Source organism: Micromonospora coriariae (assembly GCF_900091455.1).
Classification (GTDB): domain Bacteria; phylum Actinomycetota; class Actinomycetes; order Mycobacteriales; family Micromonosporaceae; genus Micromonospora; species Micromonospora coriariae.
Window position 1 is genome coordinate 2,376,850 of the sequence record NZ_LT607412.1, and the last position, 20,419, is coordinate 2,397,268.

Sequence of the window (20,419 nt, forward strand, 5' to 3'; positions counted from 1 at the left end):
ATGTCGGCTCGGTCGCGTAACGTCCGGCTCATGCCGACCATGCCGAAGTCGATCTTCTGGTCCCGGACGGACACCGCCGGCAGTGAGCAGGTCGTGCTCGACGACGGGCACGGGTTGGCGGCCCGGGGCACCCTGCTCGCCGTGGACCCGATCCCCTGGACCGCCCGCTACCAGCTGACCACCGCACCGGACTGGCGCACCAGCCGGGTCGAGGTCGAGGCGGAGGGGTCGGGCTGGCTGCGCAGAGTCACGCTGGAGCGGGCCGCGGACCGGTGGCGGGTGACCACCGCCGAGCAGGGCAACCTGGACGCGGCGCTCGTCGCGGCCGGTCATCCCCCTGCCGGTCTGCCGGGCACCGACGACCCGGATCGGCTGGCCGACGCGCTCGACGTGGACCTGAACGGGTCCCCGCTGTTCAACACGCTCCCGGTCCACCGGCTCGGGCTGGCCGCTCAGCCGGCCGACCTGCCGCACCGGATCACCGCGGCGTGGGTGCTCCTGCCCGGTCTGGAGGTGGTGGCGGCCGAGCAGATCTACACCGGGCTCGGGCCGGGCCGGGTACGGTTCGCCAGCGGCACGTTCACCGCCGACATCGATCTGGACGCCGACGGCTACGTGGTGCGCTACCCCGGGCTCGCCGAACGGATCGACCCGCGCTGAGTGCGTCGAGCCGGCTCGGCCGGGCTCAGGCGGGCCAGGCGCCGCTGGTCAGGAAACGTTCAATGGTGGCCGCGTGCGGGGTCAGGTCGTGGCCCTGCGCGGCCACCCAGTCGTCGGAGTAGTAGGTGTCGGCGTACCGGTCGCCGGCGTCGCAGATCAGGGTTACCACGGATCCGGTCCGGCCTTCGGCGAGCATCCCGGCGATCAGGCCGAACGCGCCCCACAGGTTGGTGCCGGTGGAGCCGCCCACGCGGCGGCCGAGCACCGCCGAGCCGGCCCGCATGGCGGCCAGCGACGCCGCGTCCGGCACCTGGACCATCCGGTCCACCACCGCGGGCAGGAAGGACGCCTCCACGGTGGGACGGCCGATCCCCTCGACCCGGGATCCCTTCCCGGTGCGCACGGACCAGTCGGCGGCCAGCCAGGCCGGGTAGAACGCGGAGTTCTCCGGATCCACCACGCAGAGCTTGGTGGCCAGCCGGCGGTACCGGACGTACCGGCCGATGGTCGCGCTGGTGCCCCCGGTGCCGGCGCCCACCACGACCCAGGCCGGGATCGGGTGCCGCTCCAGTCTCAGCTGGGCGTAGATCGACTCGGCGATGTTGTTGTTGCCCCGCCAGTCGGTGGCCCGCTCGGCGTAGGTGAACTGGTCCATGAAGTGGCCGCCGGAATCCTCGGCCAGCCAGCGGGCCTCGACCACCACGCTCGCCGGGTCGTCCACCAGGTGGCACCGGCCGCCCTGGAACTCGATCTGCGCGATCTTCTCCGGTGAGGTGGAGGCGGGCATCACCGCGATGAACGGCAGCCCGAGCATCCGGGCGAAGTACGCCTCGGAGACCGCCGTGGAGCCGGAGGACGCCTCGACGATCGTGGTGCGCGGCCCGATCCAGCCGTTGCAGAGCCCGTAGAGGAAGAGCGAGCGGGCCAGTCGGTGCTTCAGTGAGCCGGTCGGGTGCACCGACTCGTCCTTGAGGTAGAGGTCGATCCCCCACTCCCGGGGCAGCGGGAACGGCAGCAGGTGGGTGTCGGCCGAGCGGTTCGCGTCCGCCTCGACGGCGGCGATCGCCTCGGTCACCCAGGTCCGGCTGGCCTCGTCGCAGCGGTCGAGATGAGTCACGTCGGCAAGGTAGCAAGCGGGTCTGAGGAGGTCAGCGCCGGTCCGCCGACGTGACCCGGCGCAGCTGGCGGCGCTGGCCGGCCCGTCCGACGGCCCGGACCAGCGGGGTCAGCCCGATGGCGAGCCGAGGCAGGGCGTCCAGCAGCCGGACCTGGGCTCCCCGCCAGCGGGGCAGGCTGACCACCGGGCGCGGCCGGCGGGCCAGTCGGGCCGCCCGGGCGGCCACCCGCTGCGGGGTCAGCATGGACCCGGTGAACGACGCCAGCGCCCCGGGGTCGTCCAACCGGTCGTGCAGCATCGGGGTCCAGATGCCGTCCGGGCAGAGACAGGAGACATGTACCTGCCGATATCCGGCCATCCGCAGGTCGGACAGGGTGCCGAGGCTGAACGCCAGCAGCGCGTGCTTGCTGGCCGCGTACACCGTCTCGCCGGGCGCGGCGACCAGCCCGGCCAGCGAGACCACGTTCAGCACGTGGCCGTGCCCCTGCCCGCGCATCACCGCGAGCGCGGCGAGGGTGCCGTTCATCGCGCCGAGCGCGTTCACGTCGAGCACCCGACGGCGGGTCGGTCCGTCGTGCTCCCAGGCGGGGCCGGTGACCAGGATGCCGGCGTTGTTGACCCAGAGGCCGAGGCCACCCCGGCTGGCCGCCGTCGCGGCGATCTCGGCGCAGGCTGCCTCGTCCCGGACGTCCAGCGCGGCGGACCAGCCGCCGAGCGGCGCGGCGGCGACGGCCACCGCGGCCGGGTCGACGTCGGTGAGCAGCACCGACCAACCGTCCGCGTGCAGCGCGGCGGCAACGGCGCTGCCCAGACCGCCGGCCGCCCCGGTCACCACGGCCGCTCCACGCTCCAGCGAGGTCATCGGCGCACGCTACCGCCGTCCGCCGACACGGCACCAGGGCCGACCGCCCCACGCCGGCGGCGGGTACGGCGCGGGCGGTATCACCACCGCCGCGGAGTCAGGCGGCCGGTGGGCCGACCGGCTGGGGGCGGTTCTCCCACTTGGTGGAGAGGGCGATCGCGGTACGGGTGGAGGCGACCCCGGGCGTCCGGTTCAGCCGCACGATCAGCTGCTCCAGCTCGGCGATCGTGCCGACCCGCGCCTTGAGCAGGAAGGACTCCACACCCGCCATGAAGTAGCAGGACTCGATCTCGGGCAGCACCCGGAGCGACTCGAGCATGTCGTCGCTGTCCGCGCCGGAGTCCTCGACGATGCCGATCAGCGCGGTGACACCCAGCCCGATCGCCTCCGGCTCGACGTCCGCGCGGTAGCCGCGGACCACGCCGCTGCTCTCCAGCTTGCCGACCCGCTCGTGCACTGCCGGAGCGGAGAGGCCGACCTGCCGGGCGAGCTCGGCGTACGAGAGTCGGGCGTTTCCACGCAGCAGGTCGACGAGGCTCAGGTCGATGGCGTCCACGGAGAGTGACCTTATCCCGTTGGGCGTAACGAGATGCCTTCGGCATCCGTTGCACCTAGCAGTGAGTAACTGTTCACAAACTGACGGTCAAGGTAGGGGTTGCACCAGTACCATTTACTAACTTCCCACTCAGTGCATTTTTCGCGTTTGGCGGACAGGCCAGGTCCCTGGTGCTGTAATTGCCATACGTCCCTCATGACGGCTCTGGGCTCGCACCAGCCGGGGGCAGTGTGTTCAGCCAGGGGCTTCGTCGACGCGAGGAGGGGGCTGTGGACACTGGAGATCGCCTGCTGACACCGGGTGAGGTCGCCGCGCTGTTTCGGGTGGACCCGAAGACTGTGACGAGATGGGCGGCGGCCGGCCGGATAGGAAGCATCCGGACTCCAGGCGGGCATCGCCGGTTTCGGGAATCCGAGGTGCGAGCCCTGCTTGAGGGGGAGGGCATGCTGGACGAGGTGGACGAGGTCGGAAAGCCACGCAACGTGGGCCCGGCCGCCTCCACCGGGCCGGGTCCGGCCAACGCCGGCATGTACTGAACTGGTGCGGACAACGCTACGCGGACCGGGCAGCAGTCCGGTCCGCGTCCCGCTACGGTCACCCATCGTGCGCATGACCGGGCGGTGCTGAGCAGACCGGCTCAGCTCCGGGCCGCGCCGAGCTGGCCGGACCACCGCCGGAACAGGGTGTGCGGAACGCCGAGCGCGTCCAGCACCTTGCCGGCCACGAAATCGATCAACTGCTGGGCGCTGGCCGCCGCGCCCGCGCCGTAGAAGCCAGGGCTGGCCGGCAGCACCACCGCACCCGCGTCGTGCAGCGCGATCAGGTGCTCAAGGTGACTGCGGGTCACCGGAGTCTCCCGAGGTACCACCACCACCGGCCGACGCTCCTTGAGGTTGACCTCGGCGGCGCGCTGCAACAGGTCCTTGGAGAGCCCGATGGCGATCCCCGCGCACGCGGCCGTGCTGGCCGGCGCCACCGCCATTCCGCGCACCCGGTAGGAGCCGCTGCTCGGACCGGCCGCCAGGTCTCCCGCCGGCCAGTGCCGTACGTCCGCGCCGGTCAGGTCCCGGCCGAGCCAGGCGGCGAGGTCCTCGGCCCAGTGCGCGTCGCGGAACGGCCGGCCGGTCTCGTCGAGCACAGTGAGCCGCGCCGCCCGGGAGACGATCAGGTCCACCGGTTCGCCCGCGTCGAGCAGCCCGCCGAGCACGGCCGCCGCGTACGGCGTGCCGGAGGCCCCGGAGACACCGACCACCCATGGTTCCCGCATGCCCCCAGCCTGCCTGGTGGGGTTCGTGCGCTGGCCGGCACCCCCGGGCTCGACCGTCGGGTGGTCCGCCCGAGATGTCCGGGCGGGCACCTGCGTATCCCGTGGACCTGCCATGCTGCCGATGGCCATTCGCACCGGCAGCAGATCGCACAGGAGGCATCGGTGACGACCGGCGAGGTCCTCTGGACTCTGCGCGCCGAATGTCCGATCCCGGCCCGGCTCTCGCCGCACGCCGACCGGGTGCACGAGTGGCTGCTCCGCCTGCTGCCCGAGCTGGGCCTGCCACTGGACGACGCCGCGCTGCACCGGCTCAGCCGGGGAGCCTTCGCCCGGTACGCCGGCCGGCTCTACCCGGATGCCACCGAGGCCGACCTGCGGAGCCTGACCGCCCTGTTCACCTGGTTCTTCCTGGTCGACGACGCCTGCGACGGGCCGGGCCGGCTCGCTCCGGAGCAGATCCGCGCACTGCGTGACGGCACGTTGGCGCTGCTGCACGACGGTCCCCGGGCACGGCACGCGGGATTGACCGGACCGCTACGGCGGCTGCTGGTGCTGGCCTGGCGGGAGCCGCGCCGCCGGATGCCGGCCCGGTGGCGGCTGCGCTTCGCCGACGCGGTGGCCCGGCACCTCGACGGGACCTGGCGGGAGGCGGCCAACAAGGAGGCGGGTCGCCGACCCGGTGTCATCGAGTACGTCGAGCTGCGTCGGGCCACATCGGCGGCGGACGTGTCGTACCCGCTGGCGGAGTTCGTCACCGGCCGGCCGCTGCCCGACCCGGTCTACCACCACCCGCTGCTGCGCCGGGTCGCCCGCACCGGCAACGACCTGCTCTCCTGGTACAACGACCTCGCGTCGCTGGACCGGGACCGGGCCACCTCGGGCGGGCACAACCTGGTGCTGGCCATGCAGGACGAGTGGGGCCTGTCGCCGGCGGAGGCGGTGGACCGGGTGGTTGAGCGCTGGCAGGAGTCGATGCGGCGCTTCGTCGCGCTGCGCGCCACGGTGCCGTCGTTCGGCCCCGCGCTGGACACTGCGGTAGGCGACCACCTCGACGGGGTCGCGTACGCGGTGCGCGGCACCATCGACTGGACGCTGGAGAGTGCCCGCTACCCCACCACCGCCTAGGGCCGTAGGTTGAGCCGGATCACCAGGTCGAGCAGGGCGAAGGCGAAGAGCGCGATGCCGACGAAGCCGTTCGCGGTGAAGAACGCCCGGTTGACCTTGCTCAGGTCGGTCGGGGAGACCACCAGGTGCTGGTAGGCGAACGCGACCGCGGTGAGCGCCAGGCCTACCCACCAGAGCCAGCCGAACCCGACCACCGCCCCGAACCAGACGAAGAGCCCGAAGGTCACCACGTGCGCCACGGTGGAGGCGTGCAGCGCGAAGCGCCGGCCGTACCGGGCGGGCACGCTGTGCACCCCGATCTGCCGGTCCACCTCGTCGTCCTGGCAGGCGTAGATCAGGTCGAACCCGCCGATCCACAGCCCGACCGCGGCACCGAGCAGCCAGGCCGGCCAGGAGCCGTCCAGGGTGCCGGTGACCGCCAGCCAGGCGCCGACCGGGCCGACCGCCTGGGCGACCGCGAGGATCGCGTGCGGCCAGTTGGTGAACCGCTTGCCGTACGGGTAGACCACCAGCGGCACCACGGCGAGCGGCGCCAGCACCAGGCAGAGGGGGTTGAGCAGGGCGGCGACGGCGAGGAAGACCACCAGCGCGACGGCCGCGCCGGTCCAGGCCGTCCGCACGCTCACCGCCCCGGTGACCAGTTCCCGTGCGGCGGTACGCGGGTTCCGCGCGTCGATCCGCCGGTCGAGGATCCGGTTGGCGGCCATCGCGAACGTCCGCGCCCCGACCATCGCCACGGTGATCAGCAGCAGGTCCATCCAGCGCACCCGGCCGCCGTTCACCTGCATCGCGGTCAGCGCCGACAGGTACGCGAACGGCAGCGCGAAGACCGAGTGTTCGATGGTGACGAGTTTGAGGAACGACTTGATCCGGCCCGGCCGTTCGGCCGGCGCGTCGAGGACCGCCATCAGATGCCGTACTCCTTCCAGCGCTTGTCGACGAGGGCGGTGACCTCCGGCGACATGCTCATCTCCTCCGGCCAACCGCGGGTGTAACCCTCGGTGGGGAGCTTTCGGGTCGCGTCGACGCCCACCTTGCCGCCCCAGAACTGCTGGTACGACGCGTGGTCGAGGTGGTCGACCGGGCCTTCGGTGAGCAGCAGGTCCCGCGCGTAGTCGACGTTGCCGAAGGCGCGGAAGGCGACCTCGTTGTAGTCGTGCACGTCGCAGTCCTCGTCGACGATCACGATCAGCTTGGTCAGCGACATCAGGTGCGCGCCCCAGATCGCGTTCATCACCTTCTGCGCGTGCTTCGGGTAGCGCTTGCGGATCGACACGATCGCGCAGTTGTGGAAGACACCGGCGGCCGGCAGGTCGTAGTCCACGATGTCCGGGATCAGCAGCTTGAGCAGCGGCTGGAAGATCCGCTCGGTGGCCTTGCCGAGGCCGTGGTCCTCCTGTGGCGGCTTGGACGTGACGATCGAGTGGTAGACCGGCTTGCGCTGCATGGTCATCGCCTCGATGTGCAGCACCGGGAACGGTTCGACCGGCGTGTAGAAGCCGGTGTGGTCGCCGAACGGCCCCTCGGGCAGCCGCTCGCCGGGCTCCAGGTAGCCCTCCAGCACGATCTGCGCGTGCGCCGGCACCTGCAACGGCACTGTGAGGCAGTCGACCATCTCCACCCGCTCGCCGCGCAGGAACCCGGCGAACAGGTACTCGTCGATGTCGCTGGGCAGCGGCGCGCTGGCCGCGTACGAGACGACCGGGTCGCAGCCGATCGCGACCGCGACCGGCAGGCGCTGCCCGAGCCGCTCGGCGACCGCGTGGTGAGCTGTCGAGTCCTTGTGGATCTGCCAGTGCATGCCCAGGGTGTTGCGGCCGTGCTGCTGAAGCCGGTACAGCCCGAGGTTGCGCTTGCCGGTCTCCGGGTGCTTGGTGTGGGTGAGCCCGTAGTTGTGGAAGATCCCGCCGTCACCGGGCCACACCTGGAGCCCGGGCAGCCGGTTCAGATCGACGTCCTCGCCCCGGTAGACGACCTCCTGGCAGGGCGCGGTCTTCACCTTGCGCGGCGGCACCGACTTGAGCTGCATGACCTTGCCGAGGCCCTCGCGGATGCCGGACCAGCCGACCGGCAGTTCCGGCTTGATCAGCGCGCCGATCCGGGCCCCGACCTCGTCCAGCGAGTCGACGCCGAGCGCCATCGCCATCCGCTTCTCGGTGCCGAACAGGTTGATCGCCACCGGCATCTCACCCCGGGTGGGGCGCTCGAAGAGCAGCGCCGGACCGCCGGCCCGCACGGTGCGGGTGACCACCTCGCTGATCTCCAGGGTCGGATCGACCGGGACGTCGACCCGGCGCAGCTCCCCCGCGCGCTCCAGGGCCGCGAGGAAGTCCTTGAGATCGGTGTACGGGAAGCCACGAGCCGCCATGCCCGCCAGTCTCCCGCACCGTGTCCGCCGCGCACGAGGCCGGGTGCTGTGACGTACGTCCGGAACGATCCCCGGTGACATCCGGGGCCCAGCCGAGCCACACGACCGAGCATGTGCGGGGACGGGCGGGGTAGTCGAGCGCCCGGCCGAGCGGAGGAGTGGCGATGGGTGACGGAAGGGTTCCCGACGGGTTCACCGAGCAGCAGGCCCGGGTCCGCGACGTGACCCTCAACTACGTCCGGGGTGGGAGCGGCCCGACCCTGGTGTTGCTGCACGGCTATCCGCAGTGCTGGCACATGTGGCGGCCTGTCCTGCCAGAGCTGGCTCGGCACTTCGAGGTGATCGCGCCCGACCTGCGCGGCTTCGGCGGCAGCGACGCCCCGGAGGGCGGCTACGACAAGAAGACCGTCGCCGCCGACCTGGACGGGCTGCTCGACCAGCTCGGCCTGACCGGTGACCTGCAGATGGTCGGACACGATCTGGGGACCATGGTGGCGTACGCGTACGCCGCCGCCCACCCGCAGCGGGTGAGCCGGTTGGTGCTCAGCGAGGCGCCAATCCCCGACGAGGGCATCTACGCGTTACCCGCGCTCACTGCCGTGGGGCCGGGGGTGTGGAACTTCGGCTTCTTCTCGCTGGGCAACGGTCTGCCGGAGCAGATCGTCACCGGGCGTGAGGCACTCTGGGTGAACAGGTTCACCGACGCCCTGATGGTGCGCAAGGGCAGCATCGGGACGCCGGACATCGAGGAGTACGCGAGCCACCTGCGTGACCCGGCGCACCTGCGGGCCAGCTTCGGCTACTTCCGGGCGTTCGGGCAGGACATCGCGGACAACACGGCGTACCGGGCCACGAAGCTGCCCATGCCGGTGCTGGCGGTCGGTGCCCGGGCCAGTCTCGGGGAGAAGCTGGCCGAGCAGGTCGGCCGGTACGCCGACACGGTTCGTGGCGAGGTGGTCGAGGACTGCGGGCACTGGTTGTTCGAGGAGCGGCCGGACCAGATGCTCGCTCTGCTGCGCGATTTCCTGGCACCGGGCTGAGCCCGGTCGGCGCCGGGCGTGAACTGTGTGGTGCGCCACAGCCGCCGCCGGTCCGGGCCGGATCTGTCGGTGCGGACCGGCACCCTTCTCGGGTCGCGACAAGGCCAGGGGGACAGGACATCATGCCGCACCGCGCGCCGGTGACGTTGAACTTCGTCGAGCACGGCACGGGTACCCCGGTCCTGGCCCTGCACGGTTGGACACCGGACCACCGGCTGATGCTCGGTTGCCTGGAGCCGCTCTTCGCCGGGCGCACCGGTTACCGACGGCTCTACCCGGACCTGCCCGGCATGGGCGCTTCGCCGGCCCCGGCGGAGATCGCCAGCTCGGACGACATGCTCGACGCCGTGCAGGACTTCGTGGACGACGTCCTCGGCGACACGCCCTTCCTGCTCGTCGGTGAGTCGTACGGCGGTTACCTCGCCCGCGCCCTGGCCCGGTCCCGGCCCGAGCAGGTGCGCGGCCTGGCGCTGATCTGCCCCACCGGCACCGCCGTGGAGAACGCGGAGCGCCGGGTGCCGCGTCAGCAGGTGCTGCGGCCCCACCCGGAGTTGCTCGCCTCGACCGACACCCGGACGGCCGCCGAATTCGCGGATGTGGCGGTCGTGCAGACCCCGGAGGCGCTGCGCCGGTTCCGCGACGAGATCCTGGTCGGCCTCGACGTCGCGGACACCACGGCGATGGCCCGCATCCGGCAGCGGTGGACACTCAGCACCGACCCGGAGGACGGCCCGCAGTTCACCCGGCCGACCCTGATCCTCACCGGGCGGCAGGACCACGTCACCGGTTACCTCGACCAGTTCGCGCTGCTGCCGCACTACCCGCGGGCGACGTTCACGGTGCTCGACGTCGCCGGCCACAACCTCCAGATCGAGCAGCCCGGGCTCTTCGACGCGCTGGTGGGCGAGTGGCTCGATCGGGTGGCGGCCGAGGGTTGACCGGCCCCGCCGGCCGGTCATCGGGCGGCGGCCGTCAGGCGGCCGGCTCCCAGGCGTAACCGACTGCGGGCGGGTCGAGCGGGGCGCGGGTGAGCCGGTTGGCGAACGTGGAGATGGTGTACGTCCCGATGCCGAGCACCACGTCCAGGGCGTGGCGGGGCAGGTAGCCGGCGGCCAGGAACTCGTCCAGGTCCTCCTCCGCGACGGCGCCCCGCTGGTCGAGCACGGCGAGCGTGAAGCGGCGCAGCGCCTCCAGCCGGTCGTCGGGCAGGGGCGTGCCGGCGCGCAGCGCGGCGATCAACGTCGGGTCGGCGTCGCGCCGGGTCAGGGTCGCGGTGTGCATCGCGACGCAGAGGTGGCACTCGTTGCGGGTGGCGACGGTCAGCACGACGACCTCACGCTCGACCGGGTCCAGAGCGCAGCGCTCGAAGATGCCGTTGACGGTGAGGAACCCGGTGAGCAGTTCCGGGGATTCGGCCATGAGGCCGACGGCGGCGGGCAGGTGACCGAGCTTCCGGCGTACCCCCTCGATGGTGGCCCGGGCGGCGGCGGGGGCGGTCTCGGTGCTGTGGGGCGTGAAGGCGGGCATGGAGCGGCCTTTCGTCGAAGGAGGGAGTGTGCCGGGGGCGCGTGGGGCCGGCGGTGACGTACGATCGTCAACGTGGTTGACGAAATAGTAAACGAGGTTGTCGAAGATGGCAACGGCTGAGCCGGAACGGCCGGGCTTCCTGCTGCCCCTGCTCCTGCTGGCCGGCTTCCGTACGCTCATCGACGACCTGCACGCCGAGCTGGCCCGGCAGGGCCACACCGAGCTGCGGCCGCTGCACGGCTTCGTGCTCCAGGCCGTCGGGCCCGACGGCACCACCGCCAGCGAGCTGGGGCAGCGGCTGGGCGTCTCGAAGCAGGCGGCCGGCAAGACGGTGGACCGGCTGGTCGCCCTCGGCTACCTGGAGCGGGCCGACGACCCGGAGGACGCCCGGCGCAAGCTGGTCCGGATGACCGAGCGCGGGCACGACGGTCTACGCCGCTCGGCGGTCATCTTCGACCAGCTCCGGCAACGATGGGCGGACACACTCGGCCCGGAGCGGATCAACGCCATCGAGGACGACCTGCGCAGCGTCACCCCCGCGAACTGGTTCCGCCTCGACGTGCCCGGCTGGTTCGGCGCCTGATCCGCGCAGGACCGGCGAACCGTCAGTCGAGGCCGCCGTACGAGTGCAGGCCGGTGAAGAAGATGTTCACGCCGAACAGGTTCATCAGCATGGTGACGAAGCCGAGCACCGCGAGCCAGGTGGCCACATTGCGCTTGACGCTGGGCGTGGCGCGAGCGTGCAGGTACCCCGCGTACACCACCCAGGAGATGAACGCCCAGGTCTCCTTCGGGTCCCAGCCCCACGGCCGTCCCCAGGCCGCCTCGGCCCAGATCGCCCCGGCGATCACAGCGAAGGTGAAGATCGGGAAGGCGAAGGCGTGCAGCGCGAAGGTCAGCCGCTCCAGGCCGACCGCTCCCGGCAGCCGCTTGGCCAGGGTGTACGGGAAGCTCCGCTTGCCCTGCTCGTATCCGGCGCGCATCAGGTAGCCGACCGCCGGCACCACGCCGAGCAGGAAGATGCCCGACGAGAAGACGATCGTCGAGACGTGGATGACGAACCAGTACGAGTTCAGCGCCGGCACCAGCGGCACGATCGGCACGTACAGCACCAGCTCGGCGGTGGCCACCAGCAGCACCATCACCAGGGTGAGGAACAGCCCGAGCTTGCGCAGCGAGGGCCGCTTCCAGAGCACCACCAGCCAGGCCGCGACCCCGATGAACGTCACCGTGAGCACGAACTCGTACATGTTGCCCCAGGGCATCCGGTCGGCAGCGATGCCCCGCGTGACCAGCGCCGCCAGGTGCAGCGCGGCCGCGAGCCCGGTGGCCCCCACCGCGATCAGGCCGGCGATCCGGGCACGTCGCGCCGAGCGGTCGCCCACGGCCGACGGCGGGACCGCCGCGGGCGACGCGGGTACGCCGCCGCCTCCGCCCACCCCGGCACCCACCAGCTCGCGGACGGGAGCCGCGGCGACCCGGGCGCGAGTGTTGCCCAGCGCGTACTCCACGGCGTGGCCGATCATCGCGACCAGGTACACCAGGATCGCGAAGGTCACCAGATTGTCGGAGAGTGCGGACATCACTCGGTCCCTTCTCGCACGCCGGGCCGGTCACTGGAGTCAGCGGCCGTGCCGGCCCGCTCGGTCGTCCGTCCGTCACCGCTGACCGCGGCGACGAGCTGGGCGAACTCGTCGGCGAACCCTGGATAGTCGGTGCGTGGCAACCCGCCGACCTCCATCAAGCTACTACCGCCCGTCGGAGATCCTTCCGCGGGGTCGGCCGGCATCACCCGGAAGAACACCCGGCGGCGCCGCCCGAACAGCGACCCCATCAGCCCGACCAGCAGGAAGCCGCAGCTGACCAGCAGCATCGTCGAGCCGGGGTCGTGCCGGACGGAGAGGGTCACGTACCGCTCGGTGCCCAGGAACTCGACAGTGGTGCCGTCGTCGAGCGTCCAGCTCTCACCCTTGCGGAGCAGCTTGGTGCCGACCTCCTTGACCTTGCCGGTCCGCACCTGCCGCTGGTCGAGCTGGTAGACCGAGCCGGGGATGCCGGCGTCCAGACCGAGGTTGCCCCGGTAGGCGACCAGGTTCAGCGCCGGGTTGCGTTCGGTCGGGTACTCCGAGCGGACGAACGGCGCCTGCTGCGGCGCCGTGGGCAGGTAGATGCCGGTGAACGCCATCTGCTCATCCGGCGCGCGCCGCCCCGTGCGCGGGTCGACGTTCGCGTCCGGGAAGGCCGCCAGCCCCTCGCTGGTCAGACCCATGTCGCCCGTCGTCAGGAACGGCTCGTCGCTGACCTGGCTGCGACCGAACCGGTCGGTGTAGCGGATGACCGGGGCGTACCCGTGGCCGAGCAGGTAGACGCTCGCGCCGCCCAGCCGCAGCGGCGAGTTGACCGAGAAGTCGCCGCTGCGGGTCGGCTCGTCGGGGCCGTCGACGGTCACCCGGGCGTTGAAGAACTCCGGCTGGCCGGACGCCAGGAACCGGGCCTGGAAGTCGTCCAACCGCAGGCAGAAGCGGGGCAGGTCCTCGCTGTCCACCCGGGGGCCGAGCTTCGCCTCGGCGTACTGCTGCCGGGTGTTGCAGAAGGCGTTGTCCGTGCCCGCCACCAGCAGCCGGTTGCCGCTCCAGCCGTACCACGAACCGAGCGCGACGCCGATCAGCACGGCGATCAGCGAGGTGTGGAACAGCAGGTTGCCGGTCTCCTTGAGATAGCCCTTGTCGGCGGAGACCTCGTCGCCGCGCACCTCCACCCGCCACCGCCGCTTGCGCAGCACCTCGGCGATCGCCGCCACGCCACCCGCCGGGGCGGGCAGCACCGCGTGCTGCGGCAACCGCTGCATCCGCTTCGGCGCGGCCGGCGGCCGGGACCGCAGCGCCCGGACGTGGTCGCGCAGGCGTGGCGTGATGCAGCCGATCAGCGAGGTGAACAGCAGCAGGTAGATCGCGGAGAACCAGACCGAGCCGAAGACCTCGAACGCGCCGATCCGGTCCAGCCGAGGGGCCAGGTCCGGGTGGTCGGTGAAGTACTGGTTGACCTTCTCCGGGCTGATCCCGCGCTGCGGCAGCACCGAGCCGGGAATGGCGGCGATCGCGAGCAGGAAGAGCAGGATCAGCGCCGTACGCATGCTGGTCAGCTGCCGCCACGAGTTGCGCAGCAGCGCCAGCAGCCGATTGGGGCGGCGGCGGGGCGCCGGGGCCGCGGTCTCCGGCCGGTCGTCCACGACCGTCATCAGATGCTCACCTCGCCCACCCCGACGGTGGTCTGCAGCCAGATCACGAAGCTCTGCCACCCGCCGGTGACCAGCGCCAGGCCGATCAGGATGAGCAGGGCGCCGCCGACCCGGGTGACCCAGCGGCTGTTGCGCCGGACGGCGCGGAAGACCCCGAGCAGGCGCTGGAAGCCCAGCCCGAAGACGACGAACGGTATCCCCAACCCGAGGCAGTACGCCACGGCGAGCACCACGGCGCGGTCGCTCTGCCCGCTGGCGGTGGCCATGCCCATCACCGCGCCGAGCGTGGGGCCGGTGCAGGGCACCCAGCTGAGCGCGAAGACCGCGCCGAAGACCGGTGCGCCGAGCAGCCCGGCGGAGGGCAGCCGGGAGATCCGGAACTCCCGTTGCAGGGCCGGGATCAGCCCGAGGTAACCCAGCCCGAGCACGATGATCAGCACGCCGATCACGATCTCCAACTGCCGCTCGTAGTCGAAGAAGACCCGGCCGATGCTCGCGAACAGGATCGCGGTGGCGACGAAGACGACGGTGAAGCCGGCGATGAAGAGCAGCGTCCCGGCGAGCACCCGGCCCTTGACCGCCACCGTCGCGGTCCGCTCCCGTACGGCTACAGCCCCGGCGCCATCGCGCTGGGCGGTGGTGTTAACAGGGGACCCCTGCTCTACCGCAGGCGTTAACAAGGGGCCCTTCCTTGCACGGCCTTCCAGGTCGGAGCCGGCAAGGCCGGTGACGTACGAGAGGTAGCCGGGGACCAGCGGGAGCACACACGGGGACAGGAAGCTGACCAGGCCGGCGAGCGCCGCGGCGCCGATGGCGAGCAGCAGCGGCCCGCTCAGAGCCAGTTCACGGAAGGTCTCGCCCATCAGCCCGACGCCGGCTTCTCGGCGGCGATCCGCTCGACGATCGGTTGCAGCCCCTCCTGCTTGACCGCGGCGCGGATCACCGCGGCGATCCGGCCCTCCCGGTCCAGCACCACCGTCGCCGGGACGCTGTTCGGCGGGATGTCCAGGGCGAGCGCCAGCTTGCTCGGCGGGTCGAAGAGGCTCGGATAGGTGACCCGGCCCTCCTCGAACGCCTTGGCCTTGTCCCGCTGGTCCTGCACGTTGATGCCGAGGAAGCTCACCCCAGAGTTTTTGGTGGCCTGATAGGTGGCTTCCAGGTCGTCCGCCTCCGCACGGCACGGCGCGCACCAGGAACCCCAGAAGTTGACCACCACCACCTGGCCGCGGGCCTGGCTCACGTCGTAACTACCACCGGTGAGCAGCTCACCGGCGAGCTTCGGGGGTGCCGAACGCTGGTCCGGAGCGCACTCGATGACCCCGTCGGAGGTGGTCGTGCAGGTCTTCTCCCGGCCCTGCGACGTGCAGCCGACCAGCGCCACCGCGGCGACGGTGGCGAGCAGGCCGGCGGTCCACCTCCGGGCGTTCATCAGGCGCCCTTGGCCGTCCGGGCGGTCGCGGAGAGGGCGATCAGGTGCGCGGCCGGCTCGCTGTAGCCGATGCCCACCACCTTCGCGCCGTCGAAGTGGAACGACGTGAGGCTGGCCAGCCCACACTGCCGCTTGCGCGGGTCGTGCCAGAGCCGCTTGCGCTCGACGTACCGGCGCAGCGTCCAGATCGGGAGCTGGTGCGAGACCAGCACCGCCTCGCGCCCTTCGGCGGCGACCCGGGCGGCGTGCACGGCGGCGAACATCCGCTCCGCGATGGCCCGGTACGCCTCGCCCCAGGACGGGGTCACCGGATCACGCAGCACCCACCAGTTGCGCGGGTCGCGGAACGACCCGTCACCCGGCGACACCTTCTTGCCCTCGAACCAGTTGGCGCTCTCGATCAGCCGCTCGTCCACCCCGACCGGCAACCCGAACTGGGCGGCGATCGGCTCGGCGGTCTGCTGGGCGCGCTCCAGCGGGCTGGCCACCACGTGCACGATCTCCCGCTCGGCCAGCCCCTGCGCGGCGGCCTTGGCCATCTGCACACCCAGCTCGGAGAGGCGGAACCCGGGCAGCCGGCCGTAGAGGATCTGGTCGGGGTTGTGCACCTCGCCGTGCCGGAGCACGTGGACCACCGTCTTACTCACTGCTCGCTACCCCCCGAGACCCGCCGCTGCCGCCGCGTTCGCCGCCGTCGGCAGCGCGGCGGCGATCTGCTCCAGAGCGGCGTCGTCGATCGCCGCCGACACGAACCACGATTCGAACGCGCTCGGCGGCAGGTAGACGCCAGCGGCGAGCATCGCGTGGAAGAACGCCTTGAACGCCGGCACCTGCTGGGTGCGAGCGCTGTCGTAGTCGACCACGTCGGCGTCGGTGAAGAAGATGGAGAACATGCTGCCCGCGTACGACAGCCGGTGCGGGACCCCGGCGGCGGCCAGCGCGTCGCCGGCCAGCTTGCCCACGACGGCCGCGGTCTGGTCGAGGCGGCGGTACAGCTCGTCGTCGGCCAGCCGCAGGGTGGCCAGGCCTGCGGCGCAGGCCAGCGGGTTACCGGAGAGCGTGCCGGCCTGGTAGACCGGGCCCGCCGGGGCGAGCCGCGCCATGATCTCGGCCCGCCCGCCGAACGCGGCGGCGGGCAGCCCACCACCCATGACCTTGCCGTACGTCCACAGGTCGGCGTCGGACGGGTCGAGGCCGTGCCAGCCGGCGCGGGACACCCGGAACCCGGTCATCACCTCGTCCACCACGAGCAGCGCGCCGTGGGCGTGTGCGATCCGGGCGAGCTGCTGGTTGAAGCCGTCGCGGGGGGCGACCACGCCCATGTTGCCGGCGGCGGCCTCGGTGATCACCGCGGCGATGTGCGGACCCTCGGCGGCGAAGGCCTCCTCGACCGCCCTGATGTCGTTGTACGGCAGCACAATCGTCTCGCTGGCCGCCGCGCCGGTGACGCCGGGCGAGTCGGGCAGGCCCAGGGTGGCCACGCCGGACCCGGCCGAGGCGAGCAGCGCGTCGACGTGCCCGTGGTAGCAGCCGGCGAACTTGACGATCTTGGAGCGCCCGGTGAAGCCGCGGGCCAGCCGGATCGCCGACATGGTCGCCTCGGTGCCGGAGTTGACCAGGCGCACCTGCTCCACCGGCGTCCGGTCGACGATCTCGGCGGCCAACTCCACCTCAGCAGGGGTGGGGGTGCCGAAGCTGGTGCCCCGGGCTGCGGCGGCCTGCACGGCGTCCACCACCTCCGGGTGCGCGTGCCCGAGGATCAGCGGGCCCCAGGAGCAGACCAGGTCCACGTAGCGGCGGCCGTCGGCGTCGTGCAGCCAGGGGCCCTCGCCTCGAACCATGAAGCGGGGGGTGCCGCCGACCGCCTGGAAGGCGCGCACAGGGGAGTTCACCCCGCCTGGCACGATGGCGCGGGCGCGGTGGAACAGGGCCTCGGAGGCCGGAGCGTCGGCCGGGTAGCGGCCGGACCCGGCGGAGAAGGTGTCGGTCACGATGCCGCCATTGTGTCAGCGGCGGACGGTCAACCAGCAGCCACCCCGGGCCAGGGTTACCGGGCTCACCCGCCTTCGACACCCGCCAGCGGCGCCGACACGGGGCAGGCGGTAGCTGTCGGCCTCGACAGGCCGGGTCGTCCGGATCGCGCTAGGCTGACCGGGTGGATCGCGCCGAACTGTCCATCACGCTCCACCGGACGGGCGACGAAGCAGTGCTGCGCCTGGCCGGTGAGATCGACATGCTCACGGCCGCCCAGCTCTCCACCGTGGTCAACGAGGTGCTGGCCGATCCGCCCCCGCGGATCGTGCTCGACCTGGGTGGTGTCACCTTCTGCGATTCGCAGGGCCTGGGCACCCTGGTCGTGCTCAGCCGCAAGGCCAGCCACGCCCAGAGCCTGCTGATGCTGACCCACGTGGGCGACTTCCTGATCCGCGTCCTGGACATCACCGGCCTCCGCAGCGCCCTGATGATCCGCAACGACCAACCCACAGGCTGACCCCCCTTCCCCCCTTCCCCCCTCCCCCCTCCCCCCTCCCCCTCCCCTCGCCCGCCCGCCCCTAGCTCTCGTCGATCTAGGGGAAATCGTCGCGAGTTGATCTCCACGGACAGCGATCTGCCCTAGATCGACGGGGCGTGGGGGCGGGAGGGCGGCGAGGAGGGCGGCGAGGGGGGCGGGGGGGGTGGCGAGGGGGGCGGGGGCTTAGGGGGTGGGGAGGTCTCGGGTTTGGAAGGTGCGTAGGGCCAGGGTGAGCAGGGCGGCCGTCACGGCGGTCAGGGCTATCAGTGGGGTGGCGGTCCAGTCGGGGCCGAGGACCTGCGGGGTGTGGGTGAACGGGGAGAGGTCCAGCGCCCACTGGTCCAGCTCCAGCACCGCACCGAGCTGACCGAGCAGCAGGCAGCCGGCGAGCACCGCCCAGGCGCCGGCGGAGAACCGTGGCAGCCAGCCGACCAGCACCGCCGCCAGCCCGGCCAGCACCCAGGCCGCCGGCACCTGGGCCAGCCCGGCACCGAGCAGCCGGGGCAGCTCGCCCCCGACGTCTCCGACGCTGAGGCCGTATGCCAGCCCGGTGGCGAGCCCGGTCACCGAGAGCACCACCGCCGGGCCGAGCAGGGCGAAGAGCAGGTGCGCCATCAGCCAGCGGGTCCGGCTCACCGCCGTGGCGAGCAGCGGTTCGGCTCGCCCGGCGGTCTCCTCCGCCCGCGCCCGCAGCGCGGCCTGGATGCCGTACCCGGCGGCGGCCAACGCGGTCAGGCTCAACGTCCCACCGAGGTACGCCTCGGCGAGCGCGGAGGTGCCGCCCAACCGGGCCAGGATCTCGGCGACCTGCTGATTGCCCTGCACCGCGTCGCCGGCCGCATCCGCCGCGCCCCCGAGCACCAGGCCGAGCAGCCCGAACCCGACGGTCCAGCCGAGCAACTGGCCCCGATGCAGTCGCCAGGCCAGGCCGAACGGCCCCGCCAGCCGCGGCCCCGCGGTCGCCGGGCCGAGCCGGGGCGGGAACACCCCGGCGCCGAGGTCCCGGCGCACCGAGACGGGGTACGCGACGAGCGCGACCACCGCAGTGAACAGCACAGGCAGCAGCAGCACCCACCAGCGTTCGTCGGCGAAGGCCCGAACCCGGGCCGACCAGCCCAGCGGGGAGATCCAGCTCAGCCACTCCGCGCTCCCGCCGGTGCCGCCGGAACCCCCCGCGTCGCCGGCCAGCCGCAGCACGAAGGCCAGCCCGAGCGCGGCCAGGCCGATCCCGCGCGCCCCGGCCGCGCTCTCGGTGAGCTGCGCGGCCAGTCCGCCGATCGTGGCGAAGACGATGCCGGTGAGCGCCAGCCCGGCGCCGAAGATCAGCGATCCGGCACCGGGCAGTCCCGCAGCGACCAGGCCGGCGGCGGTGAGCAGACCGAGCAGCAGGTTCGCGGCGTACGTCACCAGCAACGCGGCGGTCAGCCCGGCATACCGGCCCAGCACTGTGGCGCCGAGCAGCTCGCGCCGGCCGGCCTCCTCTTCGGTCCGGGTATGCCGGACAACGGTGAGCACGCTGACCAGCGCGGCGATCAACGCCAGCAGGCCGGCCCGCTGGGCGGTGAGCGCGCCGACGCTGTCGCCGTACACCGGGCCGAGCAGGGCGACGATCGACGGGTTGCTCGCCGTGCCGGCCAGGTACGTGGCCCGCTCGGCGGCGGTTGGATACAGCTCGGCGTACGTGCCGGCGTAGCTGGCTGGCAGCACGGCCAGCAGCAGGATCCAGATCGGCAGCACGACCCGGTCCCGACGCAGGATCAGTCGCACCAGGTGCCGCGTGCCGGTGAAGGGGCTCACGACCGCACCGCCGGCTCGGCCTGGTAGTGCCGCAGGAACAGCTCCTCAAGCGTGGGCGGCTGGCTGACCAGGCTGCGTACGCCGATCTCGGTGAGTCGGCGCAGGGCGGCGTCCAGCGCGCCGTTCTCCACGTCGAAGCGCACCCGGGGCCCGTCCACCCGCAGGTCGTGCACGCCGGCCAGCTTCCCCAGCCCGTCCACCGGGCCGGTCAGCTCGGCCTCGATCGAGGTCCGTCGCAGGTGGCGCAGGTCGGTCAGGGTGCCCGTCTCGACGTCCCGACCGTTTCGGATGATCGTCACCCGGTCGCAGAGCGCCTCCACCTCGGCCAGGATGTGGCTGGAGAGCAGCACGGTGCGGCCGTCTGCCTTCGCCCGGTGCACCCAGTGCTGGAAGACCTCCTCCATCAGCGGGTCCAGCCCGGAGGTCGGCTCGTCCAGGATGAGCAGTTCGGCGTCCGAGGCGAGGGCGGCCACCAGGCCGACCTTCTGCCGGTTGCCCTTGGAGTACGCCCGACCCTTCTTGCGCGGGTCCAGCTCGAAGGATTCGAGCAGCTCGGCCCGGCGCGCCGGGTCGAGACCGCCGCGCATCCGGCCGAGCAGGTCGATGACCTCCCCGCCGGAGAGGTTGGGCCAGAGCGTCACGTCGCCCGGCACGTACGCCAGGCGGCGGTGCAGGGCCACCGCGTCGCGCCACGGGTCACCACCGAGCAGTCGGACGGCCCCCGCGTCCGTCCGCAGCAGGCCGAGCAGCGCTCGGATGGTGGTGGATTTGCCGGCGCCGTTCGGGCCGAGGAAGCCGTGCACCTCGCCGGCGCGGACGGTCAGGTCGAGACCGTCGAGCGCCCGGGTCCGGCCGAAGGTCTTGACCAGGCCGGACACCTCAATGGGAGTTTCCATGTATCGGAAGCTACACTCGTTTCAC

General features: G+C 72.3%; 22 protein-coding genes. 7 read left to right on the top strand and 15 right to left on the bottom strand.

Going from position 1 to position 20,419, the window contains the following annotated elements; all coding sequences use genetic code 11:
- The first annotated feature begins 39 nt into the window (after positions 1-39).
- On the top strand, positions 40-660 hold the full coding sequence (locus tag GA0070607_RS11085; protein ID WP_089021789.1) for a putative glycolipid-binding domain-containing protein: 621 nt from the start codon (positions 40-42) through the stop codon (positions 658-660).
- A 25-nt stretch (positions 661-685) separates the two neighbouring features.
- On the opposite strand, the gene cds1 is transcribed toward GA0070607_RS11085, so the two are convergent.
- From cds1 to GA0070607_RS11100, 3 genes are all read right to left on the bottom strand, one after another.
- On the bottom strand, positions 686-1,777 hold the full coding sequence (cds1, locus tag GA0070607_RS11090; protein WP_089018127.1) for an L-cysteine desulfhydrase Cds1: 1,092 nt from the start codon (positions 1,775-1,777) through the stop codon (positions 686-688).
- A 31-nt stretch (positions 1,778-1,808) separates the two neighbouring features.
- Positions 1,809-2,639, bottom strand: a complete 831-nt coding sequence (locus GA0070607_RS11095; RefSeq protein ID WP_089018128.1) for an SDR family NAD(P)-dependent oxidoreductase — start codon at positions 2,637-2,639, stop codon at positions 1,809-1,811.
- 97 nt (positions 2,640-2,736) lie between these two features.
- On the bottom strand, positions 2,737-3,195 hold the full coding sequence (locus GA0070607_RS11100) for an Lrp/AsnC family transcriptional regulator (RefSeq protein ID WP_074315983.1): 459 nt from the start codon (positions 3,193-3,195) through the stop codon (positions 2,737-2,739).
- A 269-nt stretch (positions 3,196-3,464) separates the two neighbouring features.
- Here GA0070607_RS11100 and GA0070607_RS11105 point away from each other — a divergent pair, with 269 nt between their 5' ends.
- A complete protein-coding gene (locus GA0070607_RS11105; protein WP_007454516.1) occupies positions 3,465-3,731 on the top strand; it encodes a BldC family transcriptional regulator in 267 nt (88 codons plus the stop codon).
- A 101-nt stretch (positions 3,732-3,832) separates the two neighbouring features.
- Here GA0070607_RS11105 and GA0070607_RS11110 read toward each other — a convergent pair whose 3' ends face one another.
- Positions 3,833-4,462, bottom strand: a complete 630-nt coding sequence (locus GA0070607_RS11110; protein ID WP_089018129.1) for a UbiX family flavin prenyltransferase — start codon at positions 4,460-4,462, stop codon at positions 3,833-3,835.
- Positions 4,463-4,624: 162 nt separating this feature from the next.
- Here GA0070607_RS11110 and GA0070607_RS11115 point away from each other — a divergent pair, with 162 nt between their 5' ends.
- A complete protein-coding gene (locus GA0070607_RS11115; RefSeq protein ID WP_089018130.1) occupies positions 4,625-5,587 on the top strand; it encodes a terpene synthase family protein in 963 nt (320 codons plus the stop codon).
- On the opposite strand, the gene mqnP is transcribed toward GA0070607_RS11115, so the two are convergent.
- A complete protein-coding gene (mqnP, locus tag GA0070607_RS11120) occupies positions 5,584-6,495 on the bottom strand; it encodes a menaquinone biosynthesis prenyltransferase MqnP (protein ID WP_089018131.1) in 912 nt (303 codons plus the stop codon). The two genes, GA0070607_RS11115 and mqnP, sit on opposite strands and share 4 nt — an antisense overlap.
- Positions 6,495-7,955, bottom strand: coding sequence for a menaquinone biosynthesis decarboxylase (locus GA0070607_RS11125; RefSeq protein WP_089018132.1), 1,461 nt, complete (start codon positions 7,953-7,955; stop codon positions 6,495-6,497). The genes mqnP and GA0070607_RS11125 overlap by 1 nt, the downstream gene beginning before the upstream one ends.
- 164 nt (positions 7,956-8,119) lie before the next feature.
- On the opposite strand from GA0070607_RS11125, the gene GA0070607_RS11130 reads away from it, so the two are divergent.
- On the top strand, positions 8,120-8,995 hold the full coding sequence (locus tag GA0070607_RS11130) for an alpha/beta fold hydrolase (RefSeq protein WP_089018133.1): 876 nt from the start codon (positions 8,120-8,122) through the stop codon (positions 8,993-8,995).
- A gap of 122 nt (positions 8,996-9,117) precedes the next feature.
- A complete protein-coding gene (locus GA0070607_RS11135) occupies positions 9,118-9,933 on the top strand; it encodes an alpha/beta fold hydrolase (RefSeq protein ID WP_089018134.1) in 816 nt (271 codons plus the stop codon).
- A gap of 34 nt (positions 9,934-9,967) precedes the next feature.
- Here GA0070607_RS11135 and GA0070607_RS11140 read toward each other — a convergent pair whose 3' ends face one another.
- The gene (locus tag GA0070607_RS11140; RefSeq protein WP_089018135.1) at positions 9,968-10,522 is read right to left on the bottom strand and encodes a carboxymuconolactone decarboxylase family protein; all 555 of its coding nucleotides are present in this window, start codon (positions 10,520-10,522) and stop codon (positions 9,968-9,970) included.
- A gap of 106 nt (positions 10,523-10,628) precedes the next feature.
- On the opposite strand from GA0070607_RS11140, the gene GA0070607_RS11145 reads away from it, so the two are divergent.
- On the top strand, positions 10,629-11,105 hold the full coding sequence (locus GA0070607_RS11145; RefSeq protein ID WP_089018136.1) for a MarR family winged helix-turn-helix transcriptional regulator: 477 nt from the start codon (positions 10,629-10,631) through the stop codon (positions 11,103-11,105).
- Positions 11,106-11,127: 22 nt separating this feature from the next.
- On the opposite strand, the gene ccsB is transcribed toward GA0070607_RS11145, so the two are convergent.
- The 6 genes from ccsB to hemL are packed head-to-tail and all read right to left on the bottom strand — an operon-like array spanning position 11,128 to position 17,180.
- Complete coding sequence (gene ccsB, locus GA0070607_RS11150; RefSeq protein WP_089018137.1) at positions 11,128-12,105, bottom strand: c-type cytochrome biogenesis protein CcsB; 978 nt, start codon at positions 12,103-12,105, stop codon at positions 11,128-11,130.
- Positions 12,105-13,760 (bottom strand): cytochrome c biogenesis protein ResB, encoded by a 1,656-nt coding sequence (resB, locus tag GA0070607_RS11155; protein WP_089018138.1) that lies wholly within the window; start codon positions 13,758-13,760, stop codon positions 12,105-12,107. Before resB ends, ccsB begins: the two co-directional genes overlap by 1 nt.
- Complete coding sequence (locus tag GA0070607_RS11160) at positions 13,760-14,623, bottom strand: cytochrome c biogenesis CcdA family protein (RefSeq protein WP_089018139.1); 864 nt, start codon at positions 14,621-14,623, stop codon at positions 13,760-13,762. Before GA0070607_RS11160 ends, resB begins: the two co-directional genes overlap by 1 nt.
- Positions 14,623-15,189 (bottom strand): TlpA family protein disulfide reductase, encoded by a 567-nt coding sequence (locus GA0070607_RS11165; RefSeq protein WP_089018140.1) that lies wholly within the window; start codon positions 15,187-15,189, stop codon positions 14,623-14,625. The genes GA0070607_RS11160 and GA0070607_RS11165 overlap by 1 nt, the downstream gene beginning before the upstream one ends.
- Positions 15,189-15,836, bottom strand: a complete 648-nt coding sequence (locus GA0070607_RS11170) for a histidine phosphatase family protein (protein WP_089018141.1) — start codon at positions 15,834-15,836, stop codon at positions 15,189-15,191. Before GA0070607_RS11170 ends, GA0070607_RS11165 begins: the two co-directional genes overlap by 1 nt.
- 6 nt (positions 15,837-15,842) lie before the next feature.
- Positions 15,843-17,180 (bottom strand): glutamate-1-semialdehyde 2,1-aminomutase, encoded by a 1,338-nt coding sequence (gene hemL / locus GA0070607_RS11175; RefSeq protein ID WP_089018142.1) that lies wholly within the window; start codon positions 17,178-17,180, stop codon positions 15,843-15,845.
- A gap of 164 nt (positions 17,181-17,344) precedes the next feature.
- Between hemL and GA0070607_RS11180 the strand changes: the two genes are divergently transcribed.
- Positions 17,345-17,680: an STAS domain-containing protein gene (locus GA0070607_RS11180; RefSeq protein WP_007454492.1), complete on the top strand. Its 336-nt coding sequence runs from the start codon at positions 17,345-17,347 to the stop codon at positions 17,678-17,680.
- A 204-nt stretch (positions 17,681-17,884) separates the two neighbouring features.
- On the opposite strand, the gene GA0070607_RS11185 is transcribed toward GA0070607_RS11180, so the two are convergent.
- Together GA0070607_RS11185 and GA0070607_RS11190 are read right to left on the bottom strand one after the other, a co-directional pair.
- A complete protein-coding gene (locus tag GA0070607_RS11185) occupies positions 17,885-19,498 on the bottom strand; it encodes an ABC transporter permease (protein ID WP_089018143.1) in 1,614 nt (537 codons plus the stop codon).
- The gene (locus tag GA0070607_RS11190; protein ID WP_089018144.1) at positions 19,495-20,394 is read right to left on the bottom strand and encodes an ABC transporter ATP-binding protein; all 900 of its coding nucleotides are present in this window, start codon (positions 20,392-20,394) and stop codon (positions 19,495-19,497) included. Before GA0070607_RS11190 ends, GA0070607_RS11185 begins: the two co-directional genes overlap by 4 nt.
- Between the last annotated feature and the right edge of the window lie 25 nt (positions 20,395-20,419).

Coding starts and splice junctions, on each gene's coding strand:
- ccsB (WP_089018137.1), bottom strand. CDS start 12,105: ATGTCCGCACTCTCCGACAATCTGGTGACCTTCGCGATCCTGGTGTAC.
- GA0070607_RS11095 (WP_089018128.1), bottom strand. CDS start 2,639: ATGACCTCGCTGGAGCGTGGAGCGGCCGTGGTGACCGGGGCGGCCGGC.
- GA0070607_RS11165 (WP_089018140.1), bottom strand. CDS start 15,189: ATGAACGCCCGGAGGTGGACCGCCGGCCTGCTCGCCACCGTCGCCGCG.
- resB (WP_089018138.1), bottom strand. CDS start 13,760: ATGACGGTCGTGGACGACCGGCCGGAGACCGCGGCCCCGGCGCCCCGC.
- GA0070607_RS11110 (WP_089018129.1), bottom strand. CDS start 4,462: ATGCGGGAACCATGGGTGGTCGGTGTCTCCGGGGCCTCCGGCACGCCG.
- GA0070607_RS11140 (WP_089018135.1), bottom strand. CDS start 10,522: ATGCCCGCCTTCACGCCCCACAGCACCGAGACCGCCCCCGCCGCCGCC.
- GA0070607_RS11085 (WP_089021789.1), top strand. CDS start 40: ATGCCGAAGTCGATCTTCTGGTCCCGGACGGACACCGCCGGCAGTGAG.
- GA0070607_RS11125 (WP_089018132.1), bottom strand. CDS start 7,955: ATGGCGGCTCGTGGCTTCCCGTACACCGATCTCAAGGACTTCCTCGCG.
- GA0070607_RS11160 (WP_089018139.1), bottom strand. CDS start 14,623: ATGGGCGAGACCTTCCGTGAACTGGCTCTGAGCGGGCCGCTGCTGCTC.
- GA0070607_RS11190 (WP_089018144.1), bottom strand. CDS start 20,394: ATGGAAACTCCCATTGAGGTGTCCGGCCTGGTCAAGACCTTCGGCCGG.
- GA0070607_RS11135 (WP_089018134.1), top strand. CDS start 9,118: ATGCCGCACCGCGCGCCGGTGACGTTGAACTTCGTCGAGCACGGCACG.
- mqnP (WP_089018131.1), bottom strand. CDS start 6,495: ATGGCGGTCCTCGACGCGCCGGCCGAACGGCCGGGCCGGATCAAGTCG.
- GA0070607_RS11145 (WP_089018136.1), top strand. CDS start 10,629: ATGGCAACGGCTGAGCCGGAACGGCCGGGCTTCCTGCTGCCCCTGCTC.
- GA0070607_RS11130 (WP_089018133.1), top strand. CDS start 8,120: ATGGGTGACGGAAGGGTTCCCGACGGGTTCACCGAGCAGCAGGCCCGG.